The organism is Synechococcus sp. UW179A, from assembly GCF_900473965.1.
In the GTDB taxonomy this organism is placed as follows: domain Bacteria; phylum Cyanobacteriota; class Cyanobacteriia; order PCC-6307; family Cyanobiaceae; genus Synechococcus_C.
Map to the genome: position 1 here is coordinate 32,779 of NZ_UCNJ01000007.1, position 22,779 is coordinate 55,557.

34 protein-coding genes are annotated in these 22,779 nt (G+C 54.2%); 23 read left to right on the forward strand and 11 right to left on the reverse strand.

Features of this window, described 5'->3' with window-relative positions; all coding sequences use genetic code 11:
• Nucleotides 1-161 precede the first annotated feature (161 nt).
• The 4 genes from DXY31_RS03100 (at nucleotide 162) to DXY31_RS03115 (ending at nucleotide 2,424) form a co-directional block, all read left to right on the forward strand.
• Nucleotides 162-470, forward strand: a complete 309-nt coding sequence (locus DXY31_RS03100; protein WP_114992037.1) for a hypothetical protein — start codon at nucleotides 162-164, stop codon at nucleotides 468-470.
• A 146-nt stretch (nucleotides 471-616) separates the two neighbouring features.
• Nucleotides 617-1,411 (forward strand): metal ABC transporter permease, encoded by a 795-nt coding sequence (locus DXY31_RS03105; RefSeq protein WP_114992115.1) that lies wholly within the window; start codon nucleotides 617-619, stop codon nucleotides 1,409-1,411.
• Nucleotides 1,412-1,486: 75 nt separating this feature from the next.
• Nucleotides 1,487-2,071, forward strand: coding sequence for a hypothetical protein (locus tag DXY31_RS03110; RefSeq protein WP_244279492.1), 585 nt, complete (start codon nucleotides 1,487-1,489; stop codon nucleotides 2,069-2,071).
• 59 nt (nucleotides 2,072-2,130) lie between these two features.
• The gene (locus tag DXY31_RS03115; RefSeq protein WP_244279494.1) at nucleotides 2,131-2,424 is read left to right on the forward strand and encodes a DUF3721 domain-containing protein; all 294 of its coding nucleotides are present in this window, start codon (nucleotides 2,131-2,133) and stop codon (nucleotides 2,422-2,424) included.
• A 22-nt stretch (nucleotides 2,425-2,446) separates the two neighbouring features.
• Here the strand turns inward: DXY31_RS03115 and DXY31_RS03120 are convergent, their stop codons facing one another.
• Nucleotides 2,447-2,935 carry a hypothetical protein gene (locus DXY31_RS03120; protein ID WP_114992041.1) on the reverse strand — a complete coding sequence of 163 codons (489 nt, stop codon included), beginning with the start codon at nucleotides 2,933-2,935 and terminating at the stop codon, nucleotides 2,447-2,449.
• A 167-nt stretch (nucleotides 2,936-3,102) separates the two neighbouring features.
• Here DXY31_RS03120 and DXY31_RS03125 point away from each other — a divergent pair, with 167 nt between their 5' ends.
• The 7 genes from DXY31_RS03125 to DXY31_RS03155 are packed head-to-tail and all read left to right on the forward strand — an operon-like array spanning nucleotide 3,103 to nucleotide 9,828.
• Nucleotides 3,103-4,062: a permease gene (locus DXY31_RS03125; protein WP_114992043.1), complete on the forward strand. Its 960-nt coding sequence runs from the start codon at nucleotides 3,103-3,105 to the stop codon at nucleotides 4,060-4,062.
• 16 nt (nucleotides 4,063-4,078) lie between these two features.
• The gene (locus DXY31_RS03130; protein WP_114992117.1) at nucleotides 4,079-4,768 is read left to right on the forward strand and encodes a TIGR03943 family protein; all 690 of its coding nucleotides are present in this window, start codon (nucleotides 4,079-4,081) and stop codon (nucleotides 4,766-4,768) included.
• On the forward strand, nucleotides 4,765-6,150 hold the full coding sequence (locus DXY31_RS03135) for a hypothetical protein (protein ID WP_114992045.1): 1,386 nt from the start codon (nucleotides 4,765-4,767) through the stop codon (nucleotides 6,148-6,150). Before DXY31_RS03130 ends, DXY31_RS03135 begins: the two co-directional genes overlap by 4 nt.
• 25 nt (nucleotides 6,151-6,175) lie before the next feature.
• On the forward strand, nucleotides 6,176-6,877 hold the full coding sequence (locus DXY31_RS03140; protein ID WP_170953519.1) for a metal ABC transporter ATP-binding protein: 702 nt from the start codon (nucleotides 6,176-6,178) through the stop codon (nucleotides 6,875-6,877).
• Entirely contained in the window at nucleotides 6,870-7,661 is a 792-nt protein-coding gene (locus tag DXY31_RS03145) for a metal ABC transporter permease (RefSeq protein WP_114992048.1), read from the forward strand. Before DXY31_RS03140 ends, DXY31_RS03145 begins: the two co-directional genes overlap by 8 nt.
• Before the next feature lie 52 nt (nucleotides 7,662-7,713).
• The gene (locus DXY31_RS03150) at nucleotides 7,714-8,607 is read left to right on the forward strand and encodes a metal ABC transporter substrate-binding protein (protein WP_114992050.1); all 894 of its coding nucleotides are present in this window, start codon (nucleotides 7,714-7,716) and stop codon (nucleotides 8,605-8,607) included.
• A gap of 33 nt (nucleotides 8,608-8,640) precedes the next feature.
• Nucleotides 8,641-9,828, forward strand: a complete 1,188-nt coding sequence (locus DXY31_RS03155) for a hypothetical protein (RefSeq protein ID WP_114992053.1) — start codon at nucleotides 8,641-8,643, stop codon at nucleotides 9,826-9,828.
• Between the two features lie 320 nt (nucleotides 9,829-10,148).
• Here the strand turns inward: DXY31_RS03155 and DXY31_RS03160 are convergent, their stop codons facing one another.
• Together DXY31_RS03160 and DXY31_RS16340 are read right to left on the reverse strand one after the other, a co-directional pair.
• Nucleotides 10,149-10,352, reverse strand: coding sequence for a hypothetical protein (locus DXY31_RS03160; protein ID WP_114992056.1), 204 nt, complete (start codon nucleotides 10,350-10,352; stop codon nucleotides 10,149-10,151).
• 103 nt (nucleotides 10,353-10,455) lie between these two features.
• Nucleotides 10,456-10,656 (reverse strand): hypothetical protein, encoded by a 201-nt coding sequence (locus DXY31_RS16340; protein ID WP_137024876.1) that lies wholly within the window; start codon nucleotides 10,654-10,656, stop codon nucleotides 10,456-10,458.
• A 70-nt stretch (nucleotides 10,657-10,726) separates the two neighbouring features.
• Between DXY31_RS16340 and DXY31_RS03165 the strand changes: the two genes are divergently transcribed.
• The 3 genes from DXY31_RS03165 to DXY31_RS03175 are packed head-to-tail and all read left to right on the forward strand — an operon-like array spanning nucleotide 10,727 to nucleotide 12,000.
• Nucleotides 10,727-11,065, forward strand: a complete 339-nt coding sequence (locus DXY31_RS03165; protein ID WP_137024877.1) for a hypothetical protein — start codon at nucleotides 10,727-10,729, stop codon at nucleotides 11,063-11,065.
• 39 nt (nucleotides 11,066-11,104) lie between these two features.
• Entirely contained in the window at nucleotides 11,105-11,710 is a 606-nt protein-coding gene (locus tag DXY31_RS03170) for a Crp/Fnr family transcriptional regulator (protein ID WP_114992061.1), read from the forward strand.
• Entirely contained in the window at nucleotides 11,710-12,000 is a 291-nt protein-coding gene (locus tag DXY31_RS03175; protein ID WP_114992064.1) for a hypothetical protein, read from the forward strand. The genes DXY31_RS03170 and DXY31_RS03175 overlap by 1 nt, the downstream gene beginning before the upstream one ends.
• On the opposite strand, the gene DXY31_RS03180 is transcribed toward DXY31_RS03175, so the two are convergent.
• The 3 genes from DXY31_RS03180 to DXY31_RS03190 form a co-directional block, all read right to left on the reverse strand.
• Nucleotides 12,001-12,576, reverse strand: a complete 576-nt coding sequence (locus DXY31_RS03180) for a ferritin (protein ID WP_244279496.1) — start codon at nucleotides 12,574-12,576, stop codon at nucleotides 12,001-12,003.
• Nucleotides 12,577-12,758: 182 nt separating this feature from the next.
• On the reverse strand, nucleotides 12,759-13,400 hold the full coding sequence (locus DXY31_RS03185; protein WP_114992066.1) for a helix-turn-helix domain-containing protein: 642 nt from the start codon (nucleotides 13,398-13,400) through the stop codon (nucleotides 12,759-12,761).
• A 147-nt stretch (nucleotides 13,401-13,547) separates the two neighbouring features.
• Nucleotides 13,548-13,742 carry a hypothetical protein gene (locus DXY31_RS03190; RefSeq protein ID WP_114992126.1) on the reverse strand — a complete coding sequence of 65 codons (195 nt, stop codon included), beginning with the start codon at nucleotides 13,740-13,742 and terminating at the stop codon, nucleotides 13,548-13,550.
• 143 nt (nucleotides 13,743-13,885) lie between these two features.
• Here DXY31_RS03190 and DXY31_RS03195 point away from each other — a divergent pair, with 143 nt between their 5' ends.
• Nucleotides 13,886-14,713: a dehydrogenase gene (locus DXY31_RS03195; RefSeq protein ID WP_114992128.1), complete on the forward strand. Its 828-nt coding sequence runs from the start codon at nucleotides 13,886-13,888 to the stop codon at nucleotides 14,711-14,713.
• A gap of 3 nt (nucleotides 14,714-14,716) precedes the next feature.
• Here DXY31_RS03195 and DXY31_RS03200 read toward each other — a convergent pair whose 3' ends face one another.
• Together DXY31_RS03200 and DXY31_RS03205 are read right to left on the reverse strand one after the other, a co-directional pair.
• On the reverse strand, nucleotides 14,717-14,998 hold the full coding sequence (locus tag DXY31_RS03200) for a hypothetical protein (RefSeq protein WP_114992069.1): 282 nt from the start codon (nucleotides 14,996-14,998) through the stop codon (nucleotides 14,717-14,719).
• A complete protein-coding gene (locus DXY31_RS03205; protein WP_137024878.1) occupies nucleotides 14,995-15,249 on the reverse strand; it encodes a hypothetical protein in 255 nt (84 codons plus the stop codon). The genes DXY31_RS03200 and DXY31_RS03205 overlap by 4 nt, the downstream gene beginning before the upstream one ends.
• A gap of 144 nt (nucleotides 15,250-15,393) precedes the next feature.
• Here DXY31_RS03205 and DXY31_RS03210 point away from each other — a divergent pair, with 144 nt between their 5' ends.
• Complete coding sequence (locus tag DXY31_RS03210) at nucleotides 15,394-16,125, forward strand: 16S rRNA (uracil(1498)-N(3))-methyltransferase (protein WP_114992130.1); 732 nt, start codon at nucleotides 15,394-15,396, stop codon at nucleotides 16,123-16,125.
• A 37-nt stretch (nucleotides 16,126-16,162) separates the two neighbouring features.
• On the opposite strand, the gene DXY31_RS03215 is transcribed toward DXY31_RS03210, so the two are convergent.
• Nucleotides 16,163-16,564, reverse strand: coding sequence for an OsmC family protein (locus DXY31_RS03215; protein WP_114992073.1), 402 nt, complete (start codon nucleotides 16,562-16,564; stop codon nucleotides 16,163-16,165).
• A gap of 405 nt (nucleotides 16,565-16,969) precedes the next feature.
• Between DXY31_RS03215 and DXY31_RS03220 the strand changes: the two genes are divergently transcribed.
• The 7 genes from DXY31_RS03220 (at nucleotide 16,970) to DXY31_RS03250 (ending at nucleotide 21,389) form a co-directional block, all read left to right on the forward strand.
• Complete coding sequence (locus DXY31_RS03220) at nucleotides 16,970-17,977, forward strand: phosphatidylserine/phosphatidylglycerophosphate/cardiolipin synthase family protein (RefSeq protein WP_114992075.1); 1,008 nt, start codon at nucleotides 16,970-16,972, stop codon at nucleotides 17,975-17,977.
• Nucleotides 17,970-18,554, forward strand: a complete 585-nt coding sequence (locus DXY31_RS03225) for a chromate transporter (RefSeq protein WP_244279500.1) — start codon at nucleotides 17,970-17,972, stop codon at nucleotides 18,552-18,554. The genes DXY31_RS03220 and DXY31_RS03225 overlap by 8 nt, the downstream gene beginning before the upstream one ends.
• The gene (locus DXY31_RS03230; protein ID WP_114992077.1) at nucleotides 18,551-19,105 is read left to right on the forward strand and encodes a chromate transporter; all 555 of its coding nucleotides are present in this window, start codon (nucleotides 18,551-18,553) and stop codon (nucleotides 19,103-19,105) included. Before DXY31_RS03225 ends, DXY31_RS03230 begins: the two co-directional genes overlap by 4 nt.
• A gap of 160 nt (nucleotides 19,106-19,265) precedes the next feature.
• Complete coding sequence (locus tag DXY31_RS03235) at nucleotides 19,266-19,580, forward strand: hypothetical protein (protein ID WP_114992134.1); 315 nt, start codon at nucleotides 19,266-19,268, stop codon at nucleotides 19,578-19,580.
• Nucleotides 19,580-19,810 (forward strand): hypothetical protein, encoded by a 231-nt coding sequence (locus tag DXY31_RS03240; protein ID WP_114992080.1) that lies wholly within the window; start codon nucleotides 19,580-19,582, stop codon nucleotides 19,808-19,810. The genes DXY31_RS03235 and DXY31_RS03240 overlap by 1 nt, the downstream gene beginning before the upstream one ends.
• 105 nt (nucleotides 19,811-19,915) lie before the next feature.
• Nucleotides 19,916-20,671 carry a ZIP family metal transporter gene (locus DXY31_RS03245; protein WP_114992082.1) on the forward strand — a complete coding sequence of 252 codons (756 nt, stop codon included), beginning with the start codon at nucleotides 19,916-19,918 and terminating at the stop codon, nucleotides 20,669-20,671.
• 202 nt (nucleotides 20,672-20,873) lie between these two features.
• On the forward strand, nucleotides 20,874-21,389 hold the full coding sequence (locus DXY31_RS03250; protein WP_137024879.1) for a CAAD domain-containing protein: 516 nt from the start codon (nucleotides 20,874-20,876) through the stop codon (nucleotides 21,387-21,389).
• 33 nt (nucleotides 21,390-21,422) lie between these two features.
• On the opposite strand, the gene DXY31_RS03255 is transcribed toward DXY31_RS03250, so the two are convergent.
• Both DXY31_RS03255 and DXY31_RS03260 read right to left on the reverse strand, forming a co-directional pair.
• Nucleotides 21,423-21,629: a hypothetical protein gene (locus DXY31_RS03255; protein ID WP_114992086.1), complete on the reverse strand. Its 207-nt coding sequence runs from the start codon at nucleotides 21,627-21,629 to the stop codon at nucleotides 21,423-21,425.
• 112 nt (nucleotides 21,630-21,741) lie between these two features.
• A complete protein-coding gene (locus DXY31_RS03260; RefSeq protein WP_170953520.1) occupies nucleotides 21,742-22,632 on the reverse strand; it encodes an alpha/beta fold hydrolase in 891 nt (296 codons plus the stop codon).
• Between the last annotated feature and the right edge of the window lie 147 nt (nucleotides 22,633-22,779).

Below are 22,779 nucleotides of genomic sequence, written 5' to 3' on the forward strand. Positions count from 1 at the left end.
AAAGCTGTGTCGTCTTTGGCTTCTAGTCTTCTTTACTTTTTAATATATATCAATACTTTTTCAGGTTTGTTTGGTCCGATCTGATGGGTTCCAGTGCGCTAATCATTGTGCTCGCTATTGGTTGGTAACTGCAGTTAATGCTCATTCGTTGGCAATGATTGATGACGACTTCCTGGTATCTGCGAGCCAGGGCTGAAGCGATACCCCGCTTGGCTTTCGTTGGTCTGCGGCTTCGGCTGCTGCCCCTGCTGCATCTGGTTGGCAGTCGGCTGTGTTCGGGACAGACGTGTTGTGCCTCACTGCCAAAGTTGATCAATCGCTGGATCGGATCGTTTTGGCTGGAAGTAGCGGCATCAAGTCTCCAGTTGATGTTCGAGGGCCTTGGCTTGTTTTTCGTAACAGCTGTTGCTTTTGGGATCGACAGCAACCTGAGACCCCTTTCTTCTTGGCTGGTGTTGTATTTGGTATGACAGGGATTGGCTGGTCATCGATTGCTGAGGAGCAAACGCAATGAGCGCCGTGGACTGCTTGAACACCTTTGTTTTGAAACAGCATTCGGATCAGAAGGAGCGCAACTTTGCCTGACTTTCTTCTGGAACCCTTGCGTCATGACTTCATGGTGCGCGCGTTGATGATCAGTGCCCTCGTTGGTGGAGTCTGCGGGCTGCTCTCCTGTTACATGACACTCAAAGGCTGGGCCCTGATGGGTGATGCCGTGTCCCATGCCGTTCTTCCGGGAGTCGTGCTGGCCTACGCCTTGGGTTTGCCTTTTTCCCTGGGAGCCTTTGTATTTGGTGTGGGCTCGGTGGCCACCATCGGATTCGTGAAGCAGAAGTCGCGAATCAAGGAAGACACAGTGATCGGCCTCGTGTTCACAGGCTTCTTCGCTCTCGGGCTTGTGCTGGTGTCGAAGACGCGCAGCAATATTGATCTCACCCAGATCCTGTTTGGCAACGTGCTGGGGATCTCCGCGGCCGATATCCAGCAGACCTGGATGATTTGCCTTGTCGTTGTGGCGCTGCTGCTGCTGTTCCGACGTGATCTGCTGTTGTTCTGCTTCGATCCCACCCACGCTCGCTCGATTGGCATCAACACCGGTTTTCTCCACTACCTCTTGCTGTCGGTGCTGTCGCTTGCTGCGGTCGCCGGCTTACAGACCGTTGGCATCATCCTTGTGGTGGCGATGTTGGTGACACCTGGAGCCACGGCCTACCTGCTCACAGATCGCTTTGATCGCATGACCTGGCTGGCCATCGGCAGCAGTGTGATGTCTAGTCTTCTGGGGGTTTATTTCAGTTATTGGACCGATAGTTCAACAGCTGGCTGCATCGTTCTTGTTCAGACCGGCCTTTTCTTGCTGGCATTTCTGCTGGCGCCGCGTCACGGAATCTTCTGCCGCCCCTCGTCATAGGTTTCTGTCTGATCGTTTACGCATTCCAGTGCTTTAGCTAACCAGAGCTAAGCAAGGATCTTTTCTATGTCTGTGATGCACCGTTCCTCAGCTGCTGCTGCCGCTTTGGCGGCCTCATCTTTGATGTGTGCACAGGTTCAGGCCAGTCCAGCTGTTCATGTCTTCAGTACTGCCATTACTGAGGCTGAAGTTCTTCAGATGCAAAAAGGGTGGTGCGATGGTCTGCTGGCTATCAGTGCCGCCTATCAGAACAGTGGCTACGACGCAGCAAAAGCCAAGGCGGCGGCTGTCATTGATGGCGCATACGCCTTCGACTATGGGCCTGTGGCGTTCAAGCCCACCTATGCCACAGGACCCGACACAATCCGCACCACGCGTGAGGGTGCATTGGCTTATTTCGTGGGTCCGGATCCCACAATCCCCAAGTTCAGGGACAAGAAGCTGGGATTCGCGACTTACCGCCATTGGGTCAAATGTGAGGTCGAGGACTATGTGGTGCAGCTGTTGGGCAGCACAGCCAATGCCATGGGGCAAATTATCCTCACCGACTCGCAGGGCCAGACCGCTGCACCTGAGAAGACCTGGACCTTTCTTCGCCAATTAGATGGTTCGGTTCGCATCGTGCTGCATCACTCATCAGCACCATTTGATGCGCGCTAGTTCGTAAAGGGTTTCCATTGGCTGGGCTGATGTTGGAGAATGGGCGAAACACATCTGCGTTGTCCAGCCTGATGCTCCTCTCCAACCGATCCGTCGTTCGGGGTTCCCTGGCCGCATTGGCCGCACTCACTCTCGTGGGAGCACAATCGGCCCGGGCCCACCATGTCCCTGGCGATGATCACACCGGTACCCTTCTCTCTGGTGATTCAACCAGCACGGCCCAGGGCATGAAATCCATCTTCAGCACAAAGGCTGAAGCTGAGGCCGCTGCCCCAGGCTTCAATTGCTCGGGAGCTCACAAGATGGGCAATCAATGGATGCCTTGTTCATCCCATGGACACGGTGCTCACTGATTGCCATTGCTGCCTCAGGCTCTCAAAGCTGTGATGGTCTGAGGCGACTTGGTCGGTAACTGAGCAGAAATCTCTGATCCTCGGCTCTGACTGCAGTGATGCAGTCTTCTTCTGTGTTCCAAATCCAGATCTGTTGAGGGATCTGATCGGTGTCATTGATTGTGGTGCTGACGGGAGACCCGTAACGGGTTCTGAGCCCTGCTAGCACCTCCGTCATGTCATCACTGGGAAGGCTGTACACCAGCTGTTCTAATCCTTGGTTACCGAAGCGCAGATCCAGTTGTTCAACGGGGAGTTCACCGATGTGCTGGTTGCTGACGCGATAAATGGCCGACGAATCCACTTCCAGAGAACGGGCTGTTCCCAGAGAAATCTCCAGACGCTGTTCAACGGTTGAGCTGTCCATGCCCCACTGCAAGCCAGGGATGCAGGCCATGGTTTGTCCTGGCGACCAGAGCACTACGGTTGCAATCAGAAGATGCAGCAGCCGTCGCAGCGAGCGTCGCACCATGACTTCTAAGACGACATCTCTGCTCAGACGTTAGTGCTGATGTACAACGCTGTCTGTTGTGCAGCTGTCGTGCGCTCGCCAAGCTGAATGGTGTCGACATTGCTGCTGATGATCCCTACGTTGATTTGCGGATTCATCAAGGTTGTGCCTGAACTGCCCTGGGCTGAATGACGCGTCTTGCCACAGCCTGGGCCATCTTCCAAGGTCTGTTGATCGAGGCACTTCCCTTTTTGATGCTGGGTGTCACCATTGCCGGCCTCGCCCGCTGGCTGGTTCCCCAGTCAGCCTGGGTCCGTCGTTTGCCACGGAATCCCCTGCTTGCACCGGTCGTGGGGGCATTACTTGGGTTTGCACTTCCAGCCTGCGAATGTGGCAACGTGCCTGTGGCACGTCGCCTCTTGGCCAGCGGAGCCCCGCTGGGTACGGGATTTGGTTTTCTCTTCGCTGCGCCCGTTCTCAACCCCATTGTTCTGGCCAGTACCTGGGCGGCATTTCCCGATAAGACCTGGTTGCTTTGGGCCAGGCCTGCAGGGGCTTTTTTAATTGCTCTTGCTTTAAGCGCCTTGCTTGGGCTGATTCCTGAATCCCGTTTGCTTGAGGGGGCACTGCTGGAGGAGCGCAGGCTCAGTCAGCCCCTGTCCAGCATCGGGCTGTTGGAGCGTCGAATAGGGATGGTCGGATCAGGCCCTGCCAAGTCTGCAATGAAAGCCCGACCCTCGGCTTTTCTGCCGCGTGAACTTCTTTCCCACAGCACCCGGGAATTCCTCAGCCTGCTCACACTGCTGGTGCTCGGAAGTGCTCTGGCTGCCGTGGTGCAGACCTGGCTGCCACGCAGCTTGCTGCTGGCGCTTGGCAGTGCGCCGACACTCTCGGTGTTGGCGCTGATGTTGCTGGCGCTCGTGGTCTCGGTGTGTTCCAGCGTGGATGCTTTTCTGGCACTCGGCTTTGCTGCCCAGGTCACCCCAGGAGCTTTGCTGGCTTTCCTGTTGCTGGGGCCGGTGGTTGATCTCAAACTGGTTGGATTGTTCACCGTTTTGCTCACTCCGCGAGCAATTGCAATTACAGCGCTGTCTGCATCACTGATGGTTCTGTTGATTGGCCAGTGGGTGAACCTGATTCAGCTCTGATGTGGTGGCCGCTCCGATGAGATCTCTGCGTCACCTCCGTCGGGCTGCTGTTCTCCCCCCTCTGGTGCTCACACTCTGGGGTTGGGTGTTGGTATGGAGCACTCTTTCGTCCAGGTTGGATCTGCTGCTGAATGCGGCCTTTCACCCAGTGGTCGCCGTTGCCGGTGTGGTCCTGATGCTGGTTGGACTGATGCAGCTGCGGTTGGCTGGTCGGCGTCGCGTGCCAGTTGCTCCTCTCGGCTGGCTGTCGTCCGCAGTTGTGGCGTTGTTGATCCTGTTTCTGCCTCCACAACCATCGTTCAGCGACCTGGCCGCGAACCGTCCGGACAGTCTTCCGGCGGCACCCACTTTGAGCTTTTTCCTGCCTCCGGAGCAGCGCACCCTGACGGAGTGGGTTCGGTTGCTTCGCAGTCAGCCTGACCCGGAGTTGCACGCTGGAGATCCTGTGCGGATCAGCGGTTTTGTGCTGGATCGACCGGGAGAACCATTGCAGCTGGCCCGCTTGACCGTGCGTTGTTGCCTCGCGGATGCCACGCCAGCAGGCCTGCCAGTGGACTGGCCGGCTGAAGCCGATCCGAGGGTGGATCAATGGTTTGAGATCGAGGGAACGATGACTGTTCAGGAGCGCAATGGGGTGCCGGTCAGTGTGGTGAAACCCACCAAGCTGACACTGATTCCAAGGCCTGAGCGGCCGCTCGAACCATGACCATGCCGGCTTCATCGTCACGGCCTCGGCTGTTGCTCGGGTGTCTTGCGGCTCTGGTTGGACTGGCTGTTGTGCAACAGCAGATCCTGCTGCGACGACCACCTTGGCTTCAGTCCGTTGCCATTCAGCCGCTTCGTTCCGGAGCCGCTGCGCTGGATGTCATCTTCAGCAGGCCGATGGATCGCTCCACTGTCGCAGCCAGTTCATTAGTTCCGGATCTTCCTCACAGCTGGTTTGGGCGACAGGATCGACTACGGCTTCTGGTGGACTCTGGCCAACCCATTGCGGGACCGCTTCGCCTGGAACTGCTTGGTGAGGATCTGCGGCAGTTGCCCCTGAAAAGCCAGGTGGTCTGGTGGAACCCCAGGCCGCACCTGCTTGCGGTGGTGCCTAGCGAGGATGGAGAACGATTGAAGCTGCGCTTGCGAGATGGACGATGGCAATCGCTTGCGCCTGTGCAGCAACGCATCCTGCAGATTGAACCACTGGGGAATGGCACCGGGGTCGCATTGGTCAGTGATGACAGTGAGGCACGGCAACGGGTGCTGTTGCGTCAACTGGATCAGCATGCTCTGAGCATCCGCGAGCAAGGTCTTACGGATCCGGCGCTGGGCAGCCTTGAAACGCTGGAGTCTGGAGACTCGGGATCTCTCTTGTTTGCTCATCTAAGCAGCAATCAACTTGGTGAATTGCTGGTTCAGCTCGGAGGGTTTGAGCCAGATAGTGATCGTGTTTGGATTCAGTCTGAAGGCAAAGAGCCACGGCTTCTCGACTTGAAGCCCAGCGGTCCTCTGCGTTTGCTTCCCGACGGCAACGGACTGGTGTTGCCCTCCTTTGACGGTCTGGAGTTGTTGCCCCTGAATCCTTCCCTGGATGGAGGATCACGACAGTCGCTTCCGGGAAGTCGGGAGGTGAAGGCCTTCTGCTCCGGCTCCGGGCGCGCTCTGCTTGTGCGTCATTGGCCTGACTACCGCCGATCCCTCGAGCTGGTGATTCCGGCTCGGCCTCCACAGCAGGTCTGGTTGGGTGAAGCCGGGGTGATGGCGGCGGCCTGCGATAACGGTGGTGATCGTCTCTGGCTGGTGCTGCGTGAAGCCGGACTGCGCACCGAGGATGTGCTCTTGCAGCTCGACAGCGAGGGTCAGGAGATTCGTCGACGCTCCCTGGGGCCATGGCGATTGAGCTCGGGGTCGGAACTCGATTACGACCCGGTCAGTGATCAATTGCTCACGGTGGTTCAGAAGCCAGCTGCGGATCATGGTCGGATTGCTCTGATTTCTGGAAGCAGCCTCGGTCTTGAGGTGCTCGAGCAACCCGCGGTGCTGGCGCGTTGGCTACCGGCGGGAGGCGTATTGACTGACTTTTCGGACCCCTCTCGATAACTTGACTGATAATCGTTCTCAGCCCATGAGGGTGCCTCCCCTCGTCGCGCAAGGCCTGTCTGTCGCCTATGGCGACCATGTCGTTGTTGATGATGTGTCGCTGACGCTGGAAGCCGGAACGCTGTCGGCATTGGTGGGCGCCAACGGCACCGGCAAGTCCACTTTGCTGCATGTGCTGCAAGGCCGGTTGATCCCCTCCGCTGGCAATGTCGCCTGCGATGGGATGCCGATTCAGAGTTGTCGTGACCGGGTGGTGCTGATGCCGCAGCGGGGCAGGATTGACTGGTCTTTTCCCATCACGGTGCGTGAGTTCGTCGCACTCGGGGAGATCGGTCACCATTCCTTTGGTTGCTGCGATAGGGAGGCGGCACTGCAGCGTGTCGGCCTGGAAACACTGGCCACCCGCCGCTTGGATGCGTTATCGGGAGGTCAGCAGCAACGGGCATTACTGGCCAGAACGCTGGTGCAGCCGTCTCGGGTTCTGTTGCTGGATGAACCTTGCGCTGCTATTGATCCGCCGTCTCGAGAGAAGCTGCTTTCCCTGATGCGTCAACTGGCTGATTCAGGGCACACCCTGTTGGTGAGCAACCACGACTGGGGAGCGGCTCTTGATCTCTATGACCGAGTGATTGTGCTCGATGGTCGTGTTCTGGCGGATGGACCACCGCAGCAGGTGCGCCACAAGCTCAGTAGCCGGCCTGACCGCCTGGAGCACAGCCATGAGTGAACTCGATCTGTGGCTGGTGCCATTGCTGATGTCGCTGCTTATTGGGGTGCTTTGTCCTGTCACCGGCACGTTGCTGGTGACGCAGAGACGAGTGCTGCAGGCCAATCTGATTTCCCATGCCGTTCTCCCGGGCGTCGCCATCGCGGTGGGATTCGGCGTGGACCCAGCCATCGGCGGTGTGATCAGCGGTCTGCTGGGATCACTGGCGGCTGAGCGCATGCAGCGTGGGCAACCGGCTGGCCAGGAAGCTGTGATCAACACGGTTCTTGCAGGTTTTCTCGGCCTCGGTGTGCTTTTGATTCCGGTGCTCAACATTCGCCTTGATCTGGAGGCCCTTTTGTTTGGCGATTTGCTGATTGTGGACTGGTCAGACTTCTACAAAGTGCTTGTGGCTGCCGCCGCGATGGCGTTGTTGCTGCTGACCCGCTATCGACAGCTTGTCTTTCTGGGTGTTGATCCAGAGGGTGCTGAGGCTTCAGGCTTGCCGGTCAGGAGCCTGCAGTTGGTTCAGGCGCTGGTCACCTCCATGGTGATCGTCAGCGCGATGTCTGCAGTTGGAGTGATTCTGGTAATTGGCTTGCTGTGCGCACCGGTGCTTCCGGGTCTCTGTCGAGTCAGCAGTCTGCGTGCCGCGATGCTTCAGTCGTCGCTGGTGGGCTTGGCCCTTAGTGGCGTGGGCTTCCTTGTTGCTGTTGTTCTCAACTTGCCTCCTGGCCCCCTGATCGGCGTTGTCTGCATGGTTTTGCTTTGTATCCCGAGACTGCGATTTGCTGACGCGACATGACTTGCACAGTCGGTGAGAATGATTATCATTTCCTGAGATATTTTGTCGCACTTTGCCTTTCCCCCTCGTCACGGCAGCAGCAGGAACACTGCTAGCCGCTGCATCTTCAGCCCCAACGGTTGTTGCAGTTGACGGCGTTCTTTGCGACATCACCAAGAAGCTGGTGGCTGATCAGGCCCGAGTGATTTGCCTGATCCCGCCGGGGGCAGACCCACACACCATGGCCCTCAGGCCTGCTGATCGAAGCAATCTCAGCAAAGCCAAGCTTGTGCTGCTGAACGGTTACAACCTCACACCCCCTCTCAAGGGCGTCAAAGCCGGTGGACCGGTGGTCTCCGTTGGTGAAATTGCTGTTCCCAGCAATCCCTTGAATGACCCGCATCTTTGGCATGACCCGGCGATTGCCGCATCCATGACCAATGCGGTTGCGGCCAAGCTCAAGCCTGTTTTCAACGGAACGCAGGACGCAGCCATTGATCAACGCAGGGCTGCCATGGATTCAGTGCTTGGTTCGCTGGGAACCTGGACGGGTCAGCAGATCAAGACAGTGCCCGCTGAGCAGCGGGTTCTGATTACAGGACACCGCGCCTATTCCTTCTTGGCACGTCGGTTCGGCATTCGCGAACTTCCTGTTGTTGATGAATACGCCACTGGAGGGCGGATGCGCCCCTCCAGCCTGAGTGCCATCAGCAAGGCGATCAAGAAGTCAGGAACCAAGGTGATATTCCCCGAGGCATTGCCCCCGTCCAAAACGATGCGCCGGATCAGCAAGGCCAGTGGCGTGCCACTGGCAAGCAAGCCCTTGTTTGCTGATGGACAGGCTCCAGGCAAAAGTCTTGTTCAAACAGCAACCGGCAACATCTGCACGTTCGTTGTTGCCCAGGGCGGACGTTGTGATGAAAACAGTGCAGCTCAGCTTCAGCAGCGTTGGGCCTCAATTCGCTGATTTATCTGCACACTTTTCTGATTTTCTGATCCAATGATCTTTTCTCGTCTTTCGTTTCTGAATGCCGCTGCGGGGCTTGCCTTGTTGCTGGCCGGTGATTCTGCAATCCGTGGGGTTCATGCGCATGGCGGACATGGTGGTGGTGAACAAGTGCCCGAGGGTGAATTCCGCGTCACTCCTGTAATCACCATTGAGGGGCATGGTGGGATGGAGACCAACCTCGATGGCAAGCCTGAGCATTACGCCATTGATGGTCAGTTTGGTTATGTCTTCGAATGGGGACTGCCCAACAATGGTGTCTTTGCCATTGAAGGTTCCATTGGACCTTCTGTTGTTTATGGGGAGGCGGAACACTTCTATGGAGTCGTGCATGCTCACGGCGACGACCATGACGATCACGATGATCATGGCCACGACGACCACGATGATCATGACGAGCATGATGATCACGATGATCACGATGATCACGATGATCACGATGATCACGATGACCATGACGACCACGATGATCACGATGATCATGACGAGCATGATGATCATGGCCATGACGACCATGACGACCACGATGATCATGACGACCATGATGATCATGGCCACGACGACCACGACGACCACGATGATCATGATGGCCATGATGATCACCATGGCCATGCGCATGGATCAGGTGCGCCTTTCAAACGCACGGATGTCAGGGGCTACTTAGCGGCTCGGTATCAACCCAATGAACAATTGGCTTTCCAGGTCGCTTGGATGCCTTACTACGTGACAGGTCCCGGTGAAGAATTCGGGGAAGGTCTGAAGAATGAAGTCGGTGTGAATGTCACCTACGCCTTCGGTGATGGTGATGTCAACTTTGCGCTCGGTGACGGATTGGAAGATGTGATCGACGGCGTATTCATCTCCGTTGAAAATCGCACTGGCTGGGAGTCAGATAGCACCTATATCGGTAACTACACCGATGTCTGGCCAGGTTTTGGCTTCAATGTTGACCTGCTGAACATCACACTTTCCGGTGGTCCTCGTTTCTACGTGCCGGGTAGTTATTCAGGCCTTTCATCACGCACCGACTGGGGTGGTGAGCTTGAGCTTGAATATCCGATCACAGACACCATTGCGCTTTTCGCTCATTGGGAACCTGTGTACAGCTCAGAAGATTGGGGTTCTGAGGGTGGCAAGGGATGGAATCACCACATCGGCACTGGTGTGACGTTCTCGTTCTAATCGATAAAGGATTGTCTTCACATTCCCCGTGACGACGATCTTTTTTTTTTTTTGATTGGGTTACTGTTGCCTTAGTGCTGTGTATGCAATGCTTCAGCCTGAAGTTGGAGCATTGCTTACATAAATTTTACCTGTGTAATCTTGCCGATCAGGTCAGATCAGTTTTGAGCATGCACACTCAATCTCTATTCAGAATTGCCTGAACAAGGAAAAGCTGGATCAGGACGGTTCAGTCAATTATTTTGAAAAAGTTAGTCAAATCAAGCAAATATTTTATACCCCGGTGTTTTTTGTTTTATGGGCAATCTGTTGCGTGCATTTTAGCTAACTTTCTTGATCTGCATCCACATGATTGAGCTGACATCGATTTTGATCAAGGTCTCCAGATGCTCTTGGGTTAGAGCTCGGGCATCATTTTCTCGCCCCTGAAGAGTGAGTTTGGAGAGTTGACCCATGCACCAGTTCTGTAATGCAGCTGCCTGGGCTCTGCGGCATCCGTAATGACATTGTTCCGGCAGATCCATCGAGCTGGATTCAGTGCAAGTTGTCTACTTGTGCAAACGAATGCGTGTGGATTCAAGCTCAACATCCGCACGTAGCGAAATGCACCTTTGTGCTGTTCCTGTATCAAATGGGTGCATTCGTGCTTTGTTGAGTGCCCGTTTTTTCTATTGATATTGCAAGTTCTTGGCAGTAATTCTGATTGCGGTCAGAAGCATTCTTGATCAAGACATCATTGTTTTGATTGATCATGTTGTCTGTTTCACCGGTGCGGGCACTCCCTGTCGGCGTCTTGTAGATGCTGCTGGCTATGTGCTGCCACTGCATAGCTGCCACTGCATAGCTGCCACTGCATAGCTGCCGTTAACTAGCTGCCGCTAAACAGCTGCGAGAGCTGATGCCATTGGGTCTTCTGGAGACTGCTCTCCTGGTGGCAAGCGCCGGCTTGGCTCACGTTGTGCTGATGGTGGTTTGCAAACCCTTGAGGCTCGTTTGTGAAGAGGTGCTACGGCTGATCGACAGCTTCTGGCTTGGCTTCAACCGGCGATTCTTATGGCGTTCCGACTGTCGTTCTAATAACGGTTTTTGCAGCCATCGAGTGGGATCTGGTCTGTTGGGATGGTTGTCTTCTGTACCTCAGGGACAACGTCTTGCTGGGTCTTCTGGTAGCAAATGGCTCAAAGGAACCCCTACTGCTTCTGAGAATCGCTTGCATGAAGGTCAGTTTTGCTTCTAGAGTCGAGATCGATTCTCAATAGCAGGACGTTATCCGTCCATGACTCTCTCGGCTTACCGGTTTCTTCCCGATGCTCCAGTGGCATTGATGACGATGCCCCGTCACCAGACCGTGTTGATCGACCCGGCTTCTGCTGGCCAAGGCAGCATTCTTGAAGTCCATGAAGGCTTCTGCCGTGTGTATTGCCCCTGCGAGGAAACAGAGGGTATGACTCTGGCTTTCCTTCAGGCGGGCGACCGCCTGAGGACTGACCGCCTTTGCAGCGAAGGCATCTGCGTCGAAGCTCTCACTGATCTGCGCCTCGCCCGCAGTGTTTCATCTGACGATGAAGTCGGCATGGACGCAGTGAATGAGTGGACGTTGCAGCTTCTGCGCATCCGTCACCTCGGACAGGCTGAGCAGAGGCTTCACGCTCTCTTCGCGCTTCTCGTCAATCGTTTAGGCAAGCGATGCAGCGATTGCTTCCAGTTGCCATTCCGCCTGACGCATGATCGTCTTGGAGAGCTGATTGGAGCCACGCGCGTCACCACGACACGTCAGGTCTCCAAGTGGAGAAATGTTGATCAAATGAACTGTTCGGGTGGTGAATTCACCATGAACTTCTCGATCGACATGATCAGCACCGCACCTCTGACCCATCTCTGATGGCTTTGATCCACCGCCAGGGCACCAATCTCATGGCAACGCTCTGTGGTGATGCAGAGCGTTGTTCCAGGCGGAGTCTTCAAATCAATCAACAGTGCAATCTGTGCCTGAATCAGAGATTGATCAAGCGATTACGAGCTGAGCAGTCTCAGATTGCATTGCGCCTCAGAGAGCTACAGAAGCTGATTGCAGGGATGGATCGTGAATTCGTTGCCGATCCTCTGGCATGGGATTTCGCGAACGAAGTTGCCCGACGGGCGATTGTGAAAATTCGCTCTTCGGTGAATTGATCACTGAAGCTGGGCGGGGTCTGCGACACCATCTCTCAGTTCGTTATCAATGATCAACACAGCAGCAGCCTGTCCAGCTGCGAACTTGGTTCGACCGAGCAGATGAGCTGCTTCATGTTCGGCTTTGATTTGTTCTTCCACCATTGGTTCGAGAAATACTGCGCTACGTGAGTCGCCGACGCGTTCAGCCGCCATCAGCAGTTGTTGGAGTGACGTGGTCACATCCCGCTCAGTCAGAAATGCGGTACTCATCACGTCGAGAACTGATTCCCAGGATTGATCAGGAGACTCGATAGCTTGTAACTCAGGTGATTGGGCCCGGGCGATCAGATAGTCAGCCACCTTGGCTGCGTGCTCCTGTTCCCCTTTGGCTTCGTCATTGAAGTGTTTGGAGAACCCGCGCAATTCCCGTTCAGCCATCCAGATGGCAGCGCCAAAATAGGTCGCATGGGCTTGACGCTCCATGTTGAAATGCGCCTGAAAACCCTCCAGCAAGGCTGGATCCATCGATTCCGCCATCGCTCGACCCGAAGGGCCGATCTGCACTTGAACGTGCTTTGAGGAATCAGAGAGCATGAAACCGTGGCGCCTGTGTATCAAATGTACACGCGTTCCCGAGCTTTTCGACGGCTGCTGATGTCGCGATTGATCAGAGCTGTATAATGAGATGCATTCTCAGCAGCTTGGGTCGTGCCTGTTCATCAGCCTCAGAAAAAGAAAGGTTGTAAGAAGTCCAAGTGCTCGAAGTGGAAGGGCGGTCAATGCAAATGCGGACGTGGTTGAGCGAAGAGCTCATCCTGTTTGGCTTGCAGTTGCAGAAGGTTTAGGCGCATCGTTTTTGTTGCGACATCGACGTCGATGAGCTTTTGACGTTGCATCCAGCTCAGGTGTCTGCTGATTGTGGGCCTTGTGCTGCTGATGATTTCGCCGATGCGTCGGTGGGACAGGCCCGTAATCATGGTTTGACCAGCAGCGGAATGATGATTGGTTCTTGTTCTGGCGAGCAGCAAGAGCAGCTTGATCAATCGTTCCAGACTGTCTGCGGGCTGCTTGATTTCGTAGAGGTCGAGAATCCAATTTTCAAGAAAATGGTTGGTCTCGATCGGTTGACCTTTCGGGTTGAATTCAACTTTGGATGTTTCAAGCGCTTCAATCATCAGCCTACGGTGATTGTTCCAAGAGAATGAGCTGCTTGTTCCAGCATCGATCAATGCCAATGTGGATTCGCTTGCATTGCTTTTGCTTTCATTAACGCAGTAAAGGCGAATAAAGCCAGCAATGATGTTCATTTGAAAGCTTCTATTTTCGCCTTCGTTTGTAATAATTCTGTGTTGACTTGATTTCTTTAGTGTGATGACAGATGTGATCAAAGTCGCTTGGTTTTTTTCGTCCTGCGCCATACCATTGACTGGTGCAAAGTTATTGAAGCACCTTCATCTTCAGTTGTTATAACAGTGCAGGCGTGCCTGTAAAGCGTTTTTTTTGATACGAGCTTCTCGTGGTTTTGGGTTGCTCGGGCTGGGCTTGGCCGAATTCAATCAACGGCATCAAATTCTGACCTTGCCCACTTCTGCGCGAAGAGGTTCGCGTCCTGTGCCGATCAGAATCGGCTTCCGAGTGTAGATCTCGACGCGGATTCCACTCCGGGCCACAACGATCAGAGTCCGGCTGATGGCTAGTACTGAGATCACAAGGGCGCCTGGCCAGAGCAAGGCCATGAACAGCGCGGTCAGATCTGCCATGGTCATCCGGTTGGTTCCTGCCTTTGAGATAGCAACTTTGGCTGTTGACGATTGGTTGCTTGGCTGCCACCAGCGCCTGAATCTGCAATGGGGGGTGACGGATTGAGCCAGGTCAGGCACCATGGTTCACCATGTTGAATCCCATGCGTCGCATCGCCTGGCTCCTAGGGGGCTTTGCTCTGCTTGCTCTGCCCGTGTCGGGTGCAGGTTTGATGGAACTGCTTGAGAGCATGAAACCGGCGCGACCCGAGCGGTCGACGTTGCAGCTTCCGTCGCTTCCGTTGACGCCAGGCCGCGGCAAAAACTGGGTTGGTGACCGCATGCCTAAGCAGGGAACGTCGATTCTGGTTCTGGCAGGTCATGCCGACTCACAGCGGATGTACGGATCTGGGACACCAGGCTGGGCGGTTGGTGTTGCTGGAGCCGCTCCGATGCAAGTGGGCATGACCGATGAGCTCTACTGGAACCTGCGTACAGCCAGGGCTGTGGTGGCTGAGGGTAAAAAGCAGGGTTTGAATATCAGTTTTTATGACCCCGGTGTGCGCACCATTCGCAACGTGCAAGATCCACGTACCAACTGGTCCGTCGGTCAACAACATGCGTCGGAGGGGGGCTACGTCGTGGAAATCCATTACGACGCCTACTCACCGCATGGCATCGGTGCAGGAATCATTCCCGCTGTCGCATTCGGATTTTCCGTGATGGATGAAGCCCTGGCCAAGGAATTCGGGGCTTACCCCTACGACTATCGCGGCATGTTGGGAGCCCCTCGCAGAGGTGTGTCGATGCTGGAAATTGGCATGCTTGAGGGAGCTCTCGAGCGGGGCCTGCGTGATCCAAGACAACGCAAGCTGACCTTGGACAGGATCGCTAAGCGCGTCGTTACCGCATTGCGTGAGGGTCTGGAACAAGGAACGTCCCTTAGGGCTGTTTGTGCACCGACAACAGGCATCGCGGCGTACTGCCGTTAACGCTCACAAGGTGGTGTTCAGATAGTCCTCAAGCCGGTCAGTGGGAATGCGTTGATCGGAGACCGCATCTCCCACCGGCAGAAAGACAGGCATGGTGAGTTGTCCGTCGAGCACAAGCGGAATCAGCGGTTGACGGTCCACCCGCATCTCGGGACCGATTTTCTGAACGCAGAGCAGTTCGAGAACCCCGTCGTCGTGCTCGCGTTGGTACAAACGCGCATTCTCGATCGTGGCCAGATTGCATGGTGCAAAGCCATGATTGGCCACAACGTCACTCAGCCTCATCGTTCAGAGCCCCCCTCTCGCGAGGGCACAAGAAGGCCCATGGCCTGTCGGATGCGTGGTGAGATCGATCGAATGGAATGCTCTATGGACAGTGCCTGATGCCATTCACCGGCGGCCTGAGCAGCGTCCTGCTGATCCCATAGGAGAAGGCGTTCACTGAGCAATTGCAGCAGTGATTCGGAATCGTTGATCGTGTTTGTTCTGTTGCTGTTTTTCGTGTTCTGCATATTAATACTGTCCGCGATTGACACCAGATCATCAACTCAATGAAGGGTGTGATTGCCGAGCTGAAATGTTCGGTTCACCGCTTTTGTTCTTGGCCGGACACTGTCGATGGGCATGCAATCCATGGTCAGGCTTGCGCAGGTCAAAACCCTTCAGCAATGATCAGCAGCATGAATCTGATCCTGCTTTATGCCGACGACGTCTGGTCTGGATCCAGCTGCTTTCTGGCCAATGGTCGCCGCACTGAACACATTCGTTCGGTTCTGCGAGCCGTGGTTGGCGACACGCTTCGTGTTGGGTTGTATGGCGGTGACCAGGGAAATGCTCGGGTTGATGTCATCGATGCAGCGGGTGTGACGCTCTCTGTGCAGTTGATGCAATCACCACCGCCGAGGCATCGCTTCGATATCGTTCTGGCACTTCCCCGGCCAAAAATGCTGCGGCGAATTCTGCGCACTGTTGCGGAATTCGGTGTCAGTAATCTTCATCTGATCAATAGTGCCAGGGTCGATAAGAGTTACTGGCAGTCACCTTTGTTGTCGCAGGTCAAGCTCAGTGAAGCCTTGATTGCAGGGATGGAACGCTCACAGGACACGATCGCTCCTGTGGTGCACTGTCATCAACGCTTTCGCCCCTTTGTGGAGGACCAGCTACCCCAGCTTTGCAACGGTCGCCCCTGTTGGATCACCGACAAGGGAGCGCCGATTGCCCTGTCGCAGACCCCTGCGATTCCTGCGCTGGTCATGATCGGTCCGGAGGGAGGATTTGTGCCCTTCGAGATCGAGCTTGCGACCTCGGTCGTGGCAGATCGGGTCCACTTAGGCGCTCGCATTCTCAGTGTTGACACTGCCCTGCCGGCCGTCTTGGCACAGGGTTTGGCGACCGGGGTGTTGCCAAGCTGATGCGAGTTCACTCTTGATCGTTGGGATCAACTTCAGATCAACTCCAGACCAGCTCCAGTTGCATCAATGGATCGAGGCTGCGCTTCACAGGGCATTGCTCCGCAACGCGTTGAAGCAGTGACCGCTGTTCGTCGCTGAGGTGCTGGGGCAGTTTCAGATGCACACGCAGTCTCTCCACCTTGCGGGGGCCTCGCTCGGTCATGTGTTTATTCACCTCGGCAGTGCTTCCTTCAAGCGACCAGCCCCTGCTCTTGGCCGTGATTCCCATGATGGTGAGCATGCAGGTCGCAACGGATGTGGCCAGAAGGTCGGTGGGGGAGAACGCTTCACCTTGCCCGGCGTTGTCGATCGGAGCATCGGTGATCAACACGGCACCGGAGCCATGGTGTGTGACCTCACAGCGCAGTTCACCGCTATACAAACAGGAAACAGTGGGCATGTCGTCCTTCAAAGTGTTTGGTTCAACTTGGCACCACAATTCATGATTGGTTGTTCCTTGATGTTGTGTTCACAATGGATTCATGATTTCGTCACTCATGGGGATATTTTTACACCTTCCGTTGAAGTGACTCATTCCTAGATGATGATTGATGTGTTGGTTTGCCTTTGGATGCAATCTATAATTTAACTATAGTGGGTCTAGGCTTTCAGCGAGCCAATTGCCATTGGCTATTCATTGGTATTGCAATATCTTTGTCATCCGATTTCTATTGAGAATATGGATAGCATTTTTAGACATGATTGTGATGCGTGAATTTAACTGGTACCCAATGATGCTTGGCCAGTGTTCTTGTTGTGGCTAGTTTGCAAGGGTCAATACTGCCTGGTTTAACGGGAAGCTGATATGGCAACTGGAGTCACGAGTCTGGGGCATCGGCAACGTTTGCTGGTTATGCCTGATGATGGTGAACAAGCAGTTATAGATCTGCTTGCATCAGCGAAAAACAGCCTGCGTATTAAGCAATTTAAGCTGCAGGCTCCTACTGTGATCAAGGCTATCCAGGACGCCCATGATCGTGGGGTCAAAGTTCAGATCATGTTGAACCCTCATACATCCGGTGGGGATCGATGGAATGACGAGGCTTTTGAAATATTCGAGAAATCAGGCCTCGATGTGCGCTGGACGAGTGAGTCCTTCCCTGTTACGCATGAAAAATCAATTTGTGTTGATGACGAGTGTGCGTTAGTTGCCACATTTAATCTAGCGGAAAAATACTTCACCCTGACCAGAGATCATGGATTGGTAACTTATAACCAAGATGCGGTTAACCAGGTGATTGCTGGTTTTGATGCGGATTGGAATAATCTCGAATTCAAGCCTGATCTCACGGTCGGACTTGTCTGGAGCAACCTTCATAGTCGCGGTCAGATCGCGAAATTGATTGACTCTTCGACAACTCATTTATGGATTCAGCATCCCAAGTTTGTGGATGCTGTGATTCTCGACCGAATTGTTGAAGCCTGTGTCAGGGGTGTCAAGGTTCATCTGTTGTGTGGTGGTAAACATGGAATTTCTGACTGGGATATTTACGACACGTTTGGGAGCTTACGTGTGATGTCGCATTTTGGCGTCAAAATCCGCCGACAGAAGCACTTGAAGCTACACACCAAGATGATCATTGTTGATCAAAAAGCAGCTGTGATTGGTTCCATGAATCTTGACAGAAGTGCCTTTGATATTCGTCGAGAGTTGGGGATGGAAACGGATGCGCCAGAGGTGATTGCTCACTGCTGCCAAATGTTTGATTCCGACTGGCATAAAGCTGAAGACTATTTAGCTCCGGATCCTCTTGACCCATCCATGCATGATCATGGGGAATTGGCTCCTGACCCTGATTTTATTCATGAGTGAGATCTCCAGCAGGTCAGAGGTGGAGTCTGGTCATCAGATTGATCCAGGTCTTCGCGAGCTTTTTGTTTGCATGATGCAGGTGGCGTTCTCTGCTTTTGGCGGAGGAATGTCTCTCTGGAGTCACCGGATCATTGTTGAGCGACGTCATTGGATGACGTCAGAAGCGTTTGTCACGGGATTGACGGTTGCTCGTCTTTTCCCAGGTCCGAATCAGATCAATATGTCGGTCTATATCGGCTCAATTTTCAAAGGTGTTCCTGGATCTCTGGCGGCGACAGCTGGAATCATTCTTCTACCCTTCACTTTATTGATGCTGTTGGGTCTGATCTACTTTCAGGTCAGTGCAATCTCTGAGGTCAATCGTCTTCTTGCTGGTCTTGCCGCTGCAGCTGCAGGGATGGCTCTGTCTATGGGATTCAAGATATTGGATGTCTATAAAAAAGATCATCTCGCCCTAGCTATTGCGGTCATTGTTTTTGTGTGTCTTCAGGGGTTCAAGTTCCCTTTGATTCCTGTTGTTCTAGTGGCTGGTGCGATTTCGATGAGTTTGTACTGGCCTCGAGGGCAACAGCGATGACTGCGATTCAAACCTGGTGGCAGGTGGTGATTACCTTCCTGAAGCTCTCTTTGTTTTCCATTGGTGGTGGCAACACGCTCTTGCAGGCTTACCACCGTGAAGCTGTTGAAACCTTCGGCTGGCTGACGAACCGTCAATTCTCTGATCTTTATGGTTTGGCGGAGGCAGCTCCAGGGCCAAGTTCCATGTTTGTGGGTCTTCTTGGTCTTGGAGCGGGCTGGAAGCACGGACCGGTCTGGGCCCTGATCACGGGATACTCCGCAGAGATCGCGATTTTGCTGCCATCCACAGTGGTCATGCTGATTGCATCGGTTTATTGGAATCACTGGCGCGATTCCCCCTGGCGGATGGCTTTTGAACGGGGTCTTGGGCCGGTCACGCTTGGCATTCTGTTTTCTGTGAGCGTTACGATCCTCAAAACAGCCAACCACAGCTTGATCGCCTATGGGCTGTCATTCATGGTGTGCTTCTTCGTTTTGAAGACAAAGATTTCACCATTAGTTTTTATAGGCATCTGTGGCCTTGCTGGTGTGCTGGGTTTCGTGCGTTGATCTGAACGAACCGAAAGATCAGTTCATTTCTGCTTTAGATCCATGGTTTTTGCTGGCGGGCGTATTGCAGGCTCTGCTTCGGCTGATGTTCAAGTCATCTGATGGCTATAACCCTGTTGCACTTCATTGTTAATGACTGTCCCTCGTGGACAATGACGACATGACAGACAACAGCGAACTTGCCGGACTGCAGGCTCTCGTCGCCGACGTTGGTGGCGGCAATGTGATTGATGCCGAATTGCTTGAAGGTTGCACTGTGCAGGCGCATGAGCTCGATGAGATGGATGAGGACCAGGCTGCTCGTGTCGCTGCTCATTGCTTCTCCGTGCTCTTTGATCACAAGGTTGATCAGCTTGAGGGCACGGTGGCTGATGCTGTTGCAGGGGTGTGGCGCGGCAAGGTTGATGGCTTTACGTTCACCATCAGCCGTGCAGATCTTGGTGACTTGGTGCTTGATTTCAACGTTCCTGATTAATGACCGTTGATGAGCTGCGTCAGGACCTATCTCAACGGATCGGTCGACCTGTTGAACGGCTACTCACGCGGGATGGCAACGCTGTCATCGAGCTCGTTGATCTCTACCAACCCTCACCCGCTGGTTTTGGTGGTCAATTGCGTCTCCGTGATGGAACAGCGATGACCTGGGAGCTTTGGCTTGAGGATGGTGACAGCTGGAATTTCCACACTGGTTCGTTGACCGATTAGAGGCTCGTCGCTGTTCGACTCCTGAATCAGCTTGTGGTGAACACTGGCCGACAGTGAGAACCATTCTTAGGTTTCAGGCTGATTAGTCGCGTTCGTGCTGCGGGGATGTCGGATCAAGTTCTCAAGTTGGTGATGGTTGCTGTCGTAGTGATCATCTCTCTCGCCACAGGTCGGCCGGCTCTGATGGCCATGCGGTCTGATCGATCCTTGCCTGCTCTTGGTTTTGGTGAAGCCTTCGCTGCTGGAATTTTTTTGGGTGCCGGTTTGATTCACATGCTTGGTGACTCACAGTCGGCGTTTGATACTGCTCAAATCGGCTATCCGTTCGCGATGGTGATCTGTGGATCGGTGATGCTTCTGCTTCTGTGGATTGAGCATTTGGCGAACCGTGGGATGGAGTCTCCATCCGGCAACAGCAGGCTTCTGCCACTCACGGCTGTTGCGATGTTGTCGATTCACTCTCTGCTGATGGGTGCCGCTTTTGGGGTGTCGTCCTCAGTGGCGTTAACGGTGGTGATCTTCATCGCCGTGCTGGCCCACAAAGGCTCTGCCAGTTTTGCTCTGGGTCTTGAGCTTGGCCGTTCCGAGTTTTCAAAGCGTTCGGCCTGGCGGCTCTTCCTGGTGTTCGTTGTGATGTTCCCTTTCGGTGCGCTAGTTGGTCAGGCCCTGAGTACGGCCTCGGACGCCCATCCTTTGGTTGAGGCCTCGATCAGCGCTGCTGCTGCAGGAACGTTCCTGTTTTTTGGCACCTTGCATGGTCTTGCTGCCTCACCCATGATCAATCGCTGCTGCAACCAGCGGGAGTTCATCGCTGCAGTTGGAGGCTTCGCAGTGATGGCTGTTGTGGCGATCTGGACCTAACCATCGCCAGCTATGGCTCTGATGTGCGAGGCGCGTTGGCTTGAGCAAGCAGGATGGATATTTGTTGCGGTAATTGTTGAGTATTGTGTTCCAATCGCTTGGCCTTGATGAGATTTGTTGTGAGAGTTTTTGTTTGCTGAATTTATTGCTGTGCACTTGTTCATCTACCTCATATTGGCAGCTTCATCTCTGAGGTGTGCAAGTGGGCGAAGGTCCTGGCAACAGTGGCGAATTGCCATTCAAGGAGTCTGTTGATGCACCTGAATTGCATCTCGGTCCTGGCCTCGCTCTGGGTGATGAGGTTCAAAGCGTTGAGATAGCAAAGTCTCCGCCAAGTGTTATTGAAGCATCGTCATCGATGCCGTCAGAAGATCATGGTGATGAACTCTCTGTTTCACACCTCATCCAACAGCTTTCTCTTGGTTTGGACTCACTGAAGCAGTTGAATCTCGAGGGGTTTAGGCAGATTTACCCGGTTTTTCTCATCGTCTTCGGCTCAGTCATTCTCGGCTTGTTGTTAACGTTTATTGCTACATTCCTGAATTCAATGAATCATTTGCCGGTTTTCGGTGGAATGCTTCAGGGCGTATCTGAACTTGTAGGTTTGGTCGCTGTTGTGCGGTTTATTACATCGAATTTGTTGTTGCAACATCGACGAGCAGAAGTGTTTGCTCGAATCGCAGCCTTAAAAAAGGATTTGCTGGGTGGTCCGGAATGAATGAATTTGATCTCTAAGTTGGACGACTGGTAATCACTCCTCGATCACAAATCCAAAACTTTTGAAAATCTCATCGTTTGCGTGGATGATCTTTCTGGCACCTTCTTGCTGCTTGATGGCAAATCCTGTCTGAGCAAGACGTCTCATTAGTGCAGCAGTATCTTCGAATCGTTCAGCCATGTCTTCAAGGGTTCCGCAGTCTGCGGAGAGGGTGGATTCATTCCAAGTGAAGGAGGCCATGGCGATTTCGGAAGAGGGTGAACCAGTGCTGCGTCAATGCAGATTTGACACGACTTTAAGACTTTTGTCTGAGTGGTGTTGATGCCATGGCATCGCGAGCCATGCCTGATTCTCAGCTGGCGCTGACTGTCTCTGCCAGCAGGCGACCAAATTCCTGATGTAATCCCAGGCGTCCATCGATGCCAGAGACTCGGTCTGCTTTGTCTGCCAGTGTCAACATTTCCTGCTTCGAGCGAGGAGGTGCTTCGTTGGCCAGCACCACATGAAGAGGGCAGTGCAATTTCTGAGTCTGTTTCAGCCACCACCGCGAGTCTGAGGCTGCATCCAGGCCTCCGCTCACAAAAGCCACGCTCGCAAAGCGAGCCCCGGGCTGCCGGCTGATGTTTTGTTGTTCACGCAAACGTTGAGGAGTCAGAAGGTCGCGATTGACCCACACATGACGACGCAGCATCAGTTTGAGGATCGGTCGACTGGTGTTGAGTCGATAGAGAAGCGGTCCAACCAGTGGAAGTCTCACAAGCCGTCTTACCCAGTTGAAGCTCTGCCCTGACCGGCCTGTCATGGTTGGAAGAGGACCTCGGAACGTGGGTGCTACTACCACGATCTGTGCCCATTGCCGTGAGCATTGCTCGGCCAAACCGAGAGCGATCGGAGCGCTATGGCCAGCGGCTACAACATTGATCTTGGCCTGATCCCCTCGATCAAGGTGTTGAAGAATGGCGGGCAAGACCTGCAAAAGTGCGTTCGCGTCGTAAGCAATCGCAGGACGCTCGCTGTCGCCGAATCCAGGCCAATCGAAGCTCACCAATTGGCATTGTTCATCCATGGCATCGGCAAACTGATGCCACTCGCCTCGGGTCGACACGGTGCTCAAGGCGGGCAGTAGCACCCAGAGGTCGCCGTTTTCCGGACCACGACGCTCCAGCGTGATGCGAACGTCGCGACCGTTCAGCTTGATCTGGAGATTCTCGGGAATACCGCCGATCAGGGAACGAAGGCTCATGGTGACGTCAATGTCATCTGCTGATTGCATGGTTCCAGCTTTGCTCTGCAGCCGGTTAGTCCCGATGGATGTTGCAAAGATTTGCCTAACCCCCTCTATCACGCTGGATCGAAAGGCCACCCCCAACGCTGGATCGGCCTGATCTGT

Excerpts from the sequence above, each read along its gene's own strand:
- DXY31_RS03100 (WP_114992037.1), top strand. The coding sequence starts at position 162 with ATGACGACTTCCTGGTATCTGCGAGCCAGGGCTGAAGCGATACCCCGC.
- DXY31_RS03105 (WP_114992115.1), top strand. The coding sequence starts at position 617 with ATGGTGCGCGCGTTGATGATCAGTGCCCTCGTTGGTGGAGTCTGCGGG.
- DXY31_RS03110 (WP_244279492.1), top strand. The coding sequence starts at position 1,487 with ATGCACCGTTCCTCAGCTGCTGCTGCCGCTTTGGCGGCCTCATCTTTG.
- DXY31_RS03120 (WP_114992041.1), bottom strand. The coding sequence starts at position 2,935 with ATGGTGCGACGCTCGCTGCGACGGCTGCTGCATCTTCTGATTGCAACC.
- DXY31_RS03125 (WP_114992043.1), top strand. The coding sequence starts at position 3,103 with ATGACGCGTCTTGCCACAGCCTGGGCCATCTTCCAAGGTCTGTTGATC.
- DXY31_RS03130 (WP_114992117.1), top strand. The coding sequence starts at position 4,079 with ATGAGATCTCTGCGTCACCTCCGTCGGGCTGCTGTTCTCCCCCCTCTG.
- DXY31_RS03135 (WP_114992045.1), top strand. The coding sequence starts at position 4,765 with ATGACCATGCCGGCTTCATCGTCACGGCCTCGGCTGTTGCTCGGGTGT.
- DXY31_RS03140 (WP_170953519.1), top strand. The coding sequence starts at position 6,176 with ATGAGGGTGCCTCCCCTCGTCGCGCAAGGCCTGTCTGTCGCCTATGGC.
- DXY31_RS03145 (WP_114992048.1), top strand. The coding sequence starts at position 6,870 with ATGAGTGAACTCGATCTGTGGCTGGTGCCATTGCTGATGTCGCTGCTT.
- DXY31_RS03155 (WP_114992053.1), top strand. The coding sequence starts at position 8,641 with ATGATCTTTTCTCGTCTTTCGTTTCTGAATGCCGCTGCGGGGCTTGCC.
- DXY31_RS03160 (WP_114992056.1), bottom strand. The coding sequence starts at position 10,352 with ATGGATCTGCCGGAACAATGTCATTACGGATGCCGCAGAGCCCAGGCA.
- DXY31_RS16340 (WP_137024876.1), bottom strand. The coding sequence starts at position 10,656 with ATGCAGTGGCAGCACATAGCCAGCAGCATCTACAAGACGCCGACAGGG.
- DXY31_RS03165 (WP_137024877.1), top strand. The coding sequence starts at position 10,727 with ATGCCATTGGGTCTTCTGGAGACTGCTCTCCTGGTGGCAAGCGCCGGC.
- DXY31_RS03170 (WP_114992061.1), top strand. The coding sequence starts at position 11,105 with ATGACTCTCTCGGCTTACCGGTTTCTTCCCGATGCTCCAGTGGCATTG.
- DXY31_RS03175 (WP_114992064.1), top strand. The coding sequence starts at position 11,710 with ATGGCTTTGATCCACCGCCAGGGCACCAATCTCATGGCAACGCTCTGT.
- DXY31_RS03180 (WP_244279496.1), bottom strand. The coding sequence starts at position 12,576 with ATGCTCTCTGATTCCTCAAAGCACGTTCAAGTGCAGATCGGCCCTTCG.
- DXY31_RS03185 (WP_114992066.1), bottom strand. The coding sequence starts at position 13,400 with ATGGCGCAGGACGAAAAAAACCAAGCGACTTTGATCACATCTGTCATC.
- DXY31_RS03190 (WP_114992126.1), bottom strand. The coding sequence starts at position 13,742 with ATGGCAGATCTGACCGCGCTGTTCATGGCCTTGCTCTGGCCAGGCGCC.
- DXY31_RS03195 (WP_114992128.1), top strand. The coding sequence starts at position 13,886 with ATGCGTCGCATCGCCTGGCTCCTAGGGGGCTTTGCTCTGCTTGCTCTG.
- DXY31_RS03200 (WP_114992069.1), bottom strand. The coding sequence starts at position 14,998 with ATGAGGCTGAGTGACGTTGTGGCCAATCATGGCTTTGCACCATGCAAT.
- DXY31_RS03210 (WP_114992130.1), top strand. The coding sequence starts at position 15,394 with ATGAATCTGATCCTGCTTTATGCCGACGACGTCTGGTCTGGATCCAGC.
- DXY31_RS03215 (WP_114992073.1), bottom strand. The coding sequence starts at position 16,564 with ATGCCCACTGTTTCCTGTTTGTATAGCGGTGAACTGCGCTGTGAGGTC.
- DXY31_RS03220 (WP_114992075.1), top strand. The coding sequence starts at position 16,970 with ATGGCAACTGGAGTCACGAGTCTGGGGCATCGGCAACGTTTGCTGGTT.
- DXY31_RS03225 (WP_244279500.1), top strand. The coding sequence starts at position 17,970 with ATGAGTGAGATCTCCAGCAGGTCAGAGGTGGAGTCTGGTCATCAGATT.
- DXY31_RS03230 (WP_114992077.1), top strand. The coding sequence starts at position 18,551 with ATGACTGCGATTCAAACCTGGTGGCAGGTGGTGATTACCTTCCTGAAG.
- DXY31_RS03235 (WP_114992134.1), top strand. The coding sequence starts at position 19,266 with ATGACAGACAACAGCGAACTTGCCGGACTGCAGGCTCTCGTCGCCGAC.
- DXY31_RS03240 (WP_114992080.1), top strand. The coding sequence starts at position 19,580 with ATGACCGTTGATGAGCTGCGTCAGGACCTATCTCAACGGATCGGTCGA.
- DXY31_RS03245 (WP_114992082.1), top strand. The coding sequence starts at position 19,916 with ATGTCGGATCAAGTTCTCAAGTTGGTGATGGTTGCTGTCGTAGTGATC.
- DXY31_RS03255 (WP_114992086.1), bottom strand. The coding sequence starts at position 21,629 with ATGGCCTCCTTCACTTGGAATGAATCCACCCTCTCCGCAGACTGCGGA.
- DXY31_RS03260 (WP_170953520.1), bottom strand. The coding sequence starts at position 22,632 with ATGAGCCTTCGTTCCCTGATCGGCGGTATTCCCGAGAATCTCCAGATC.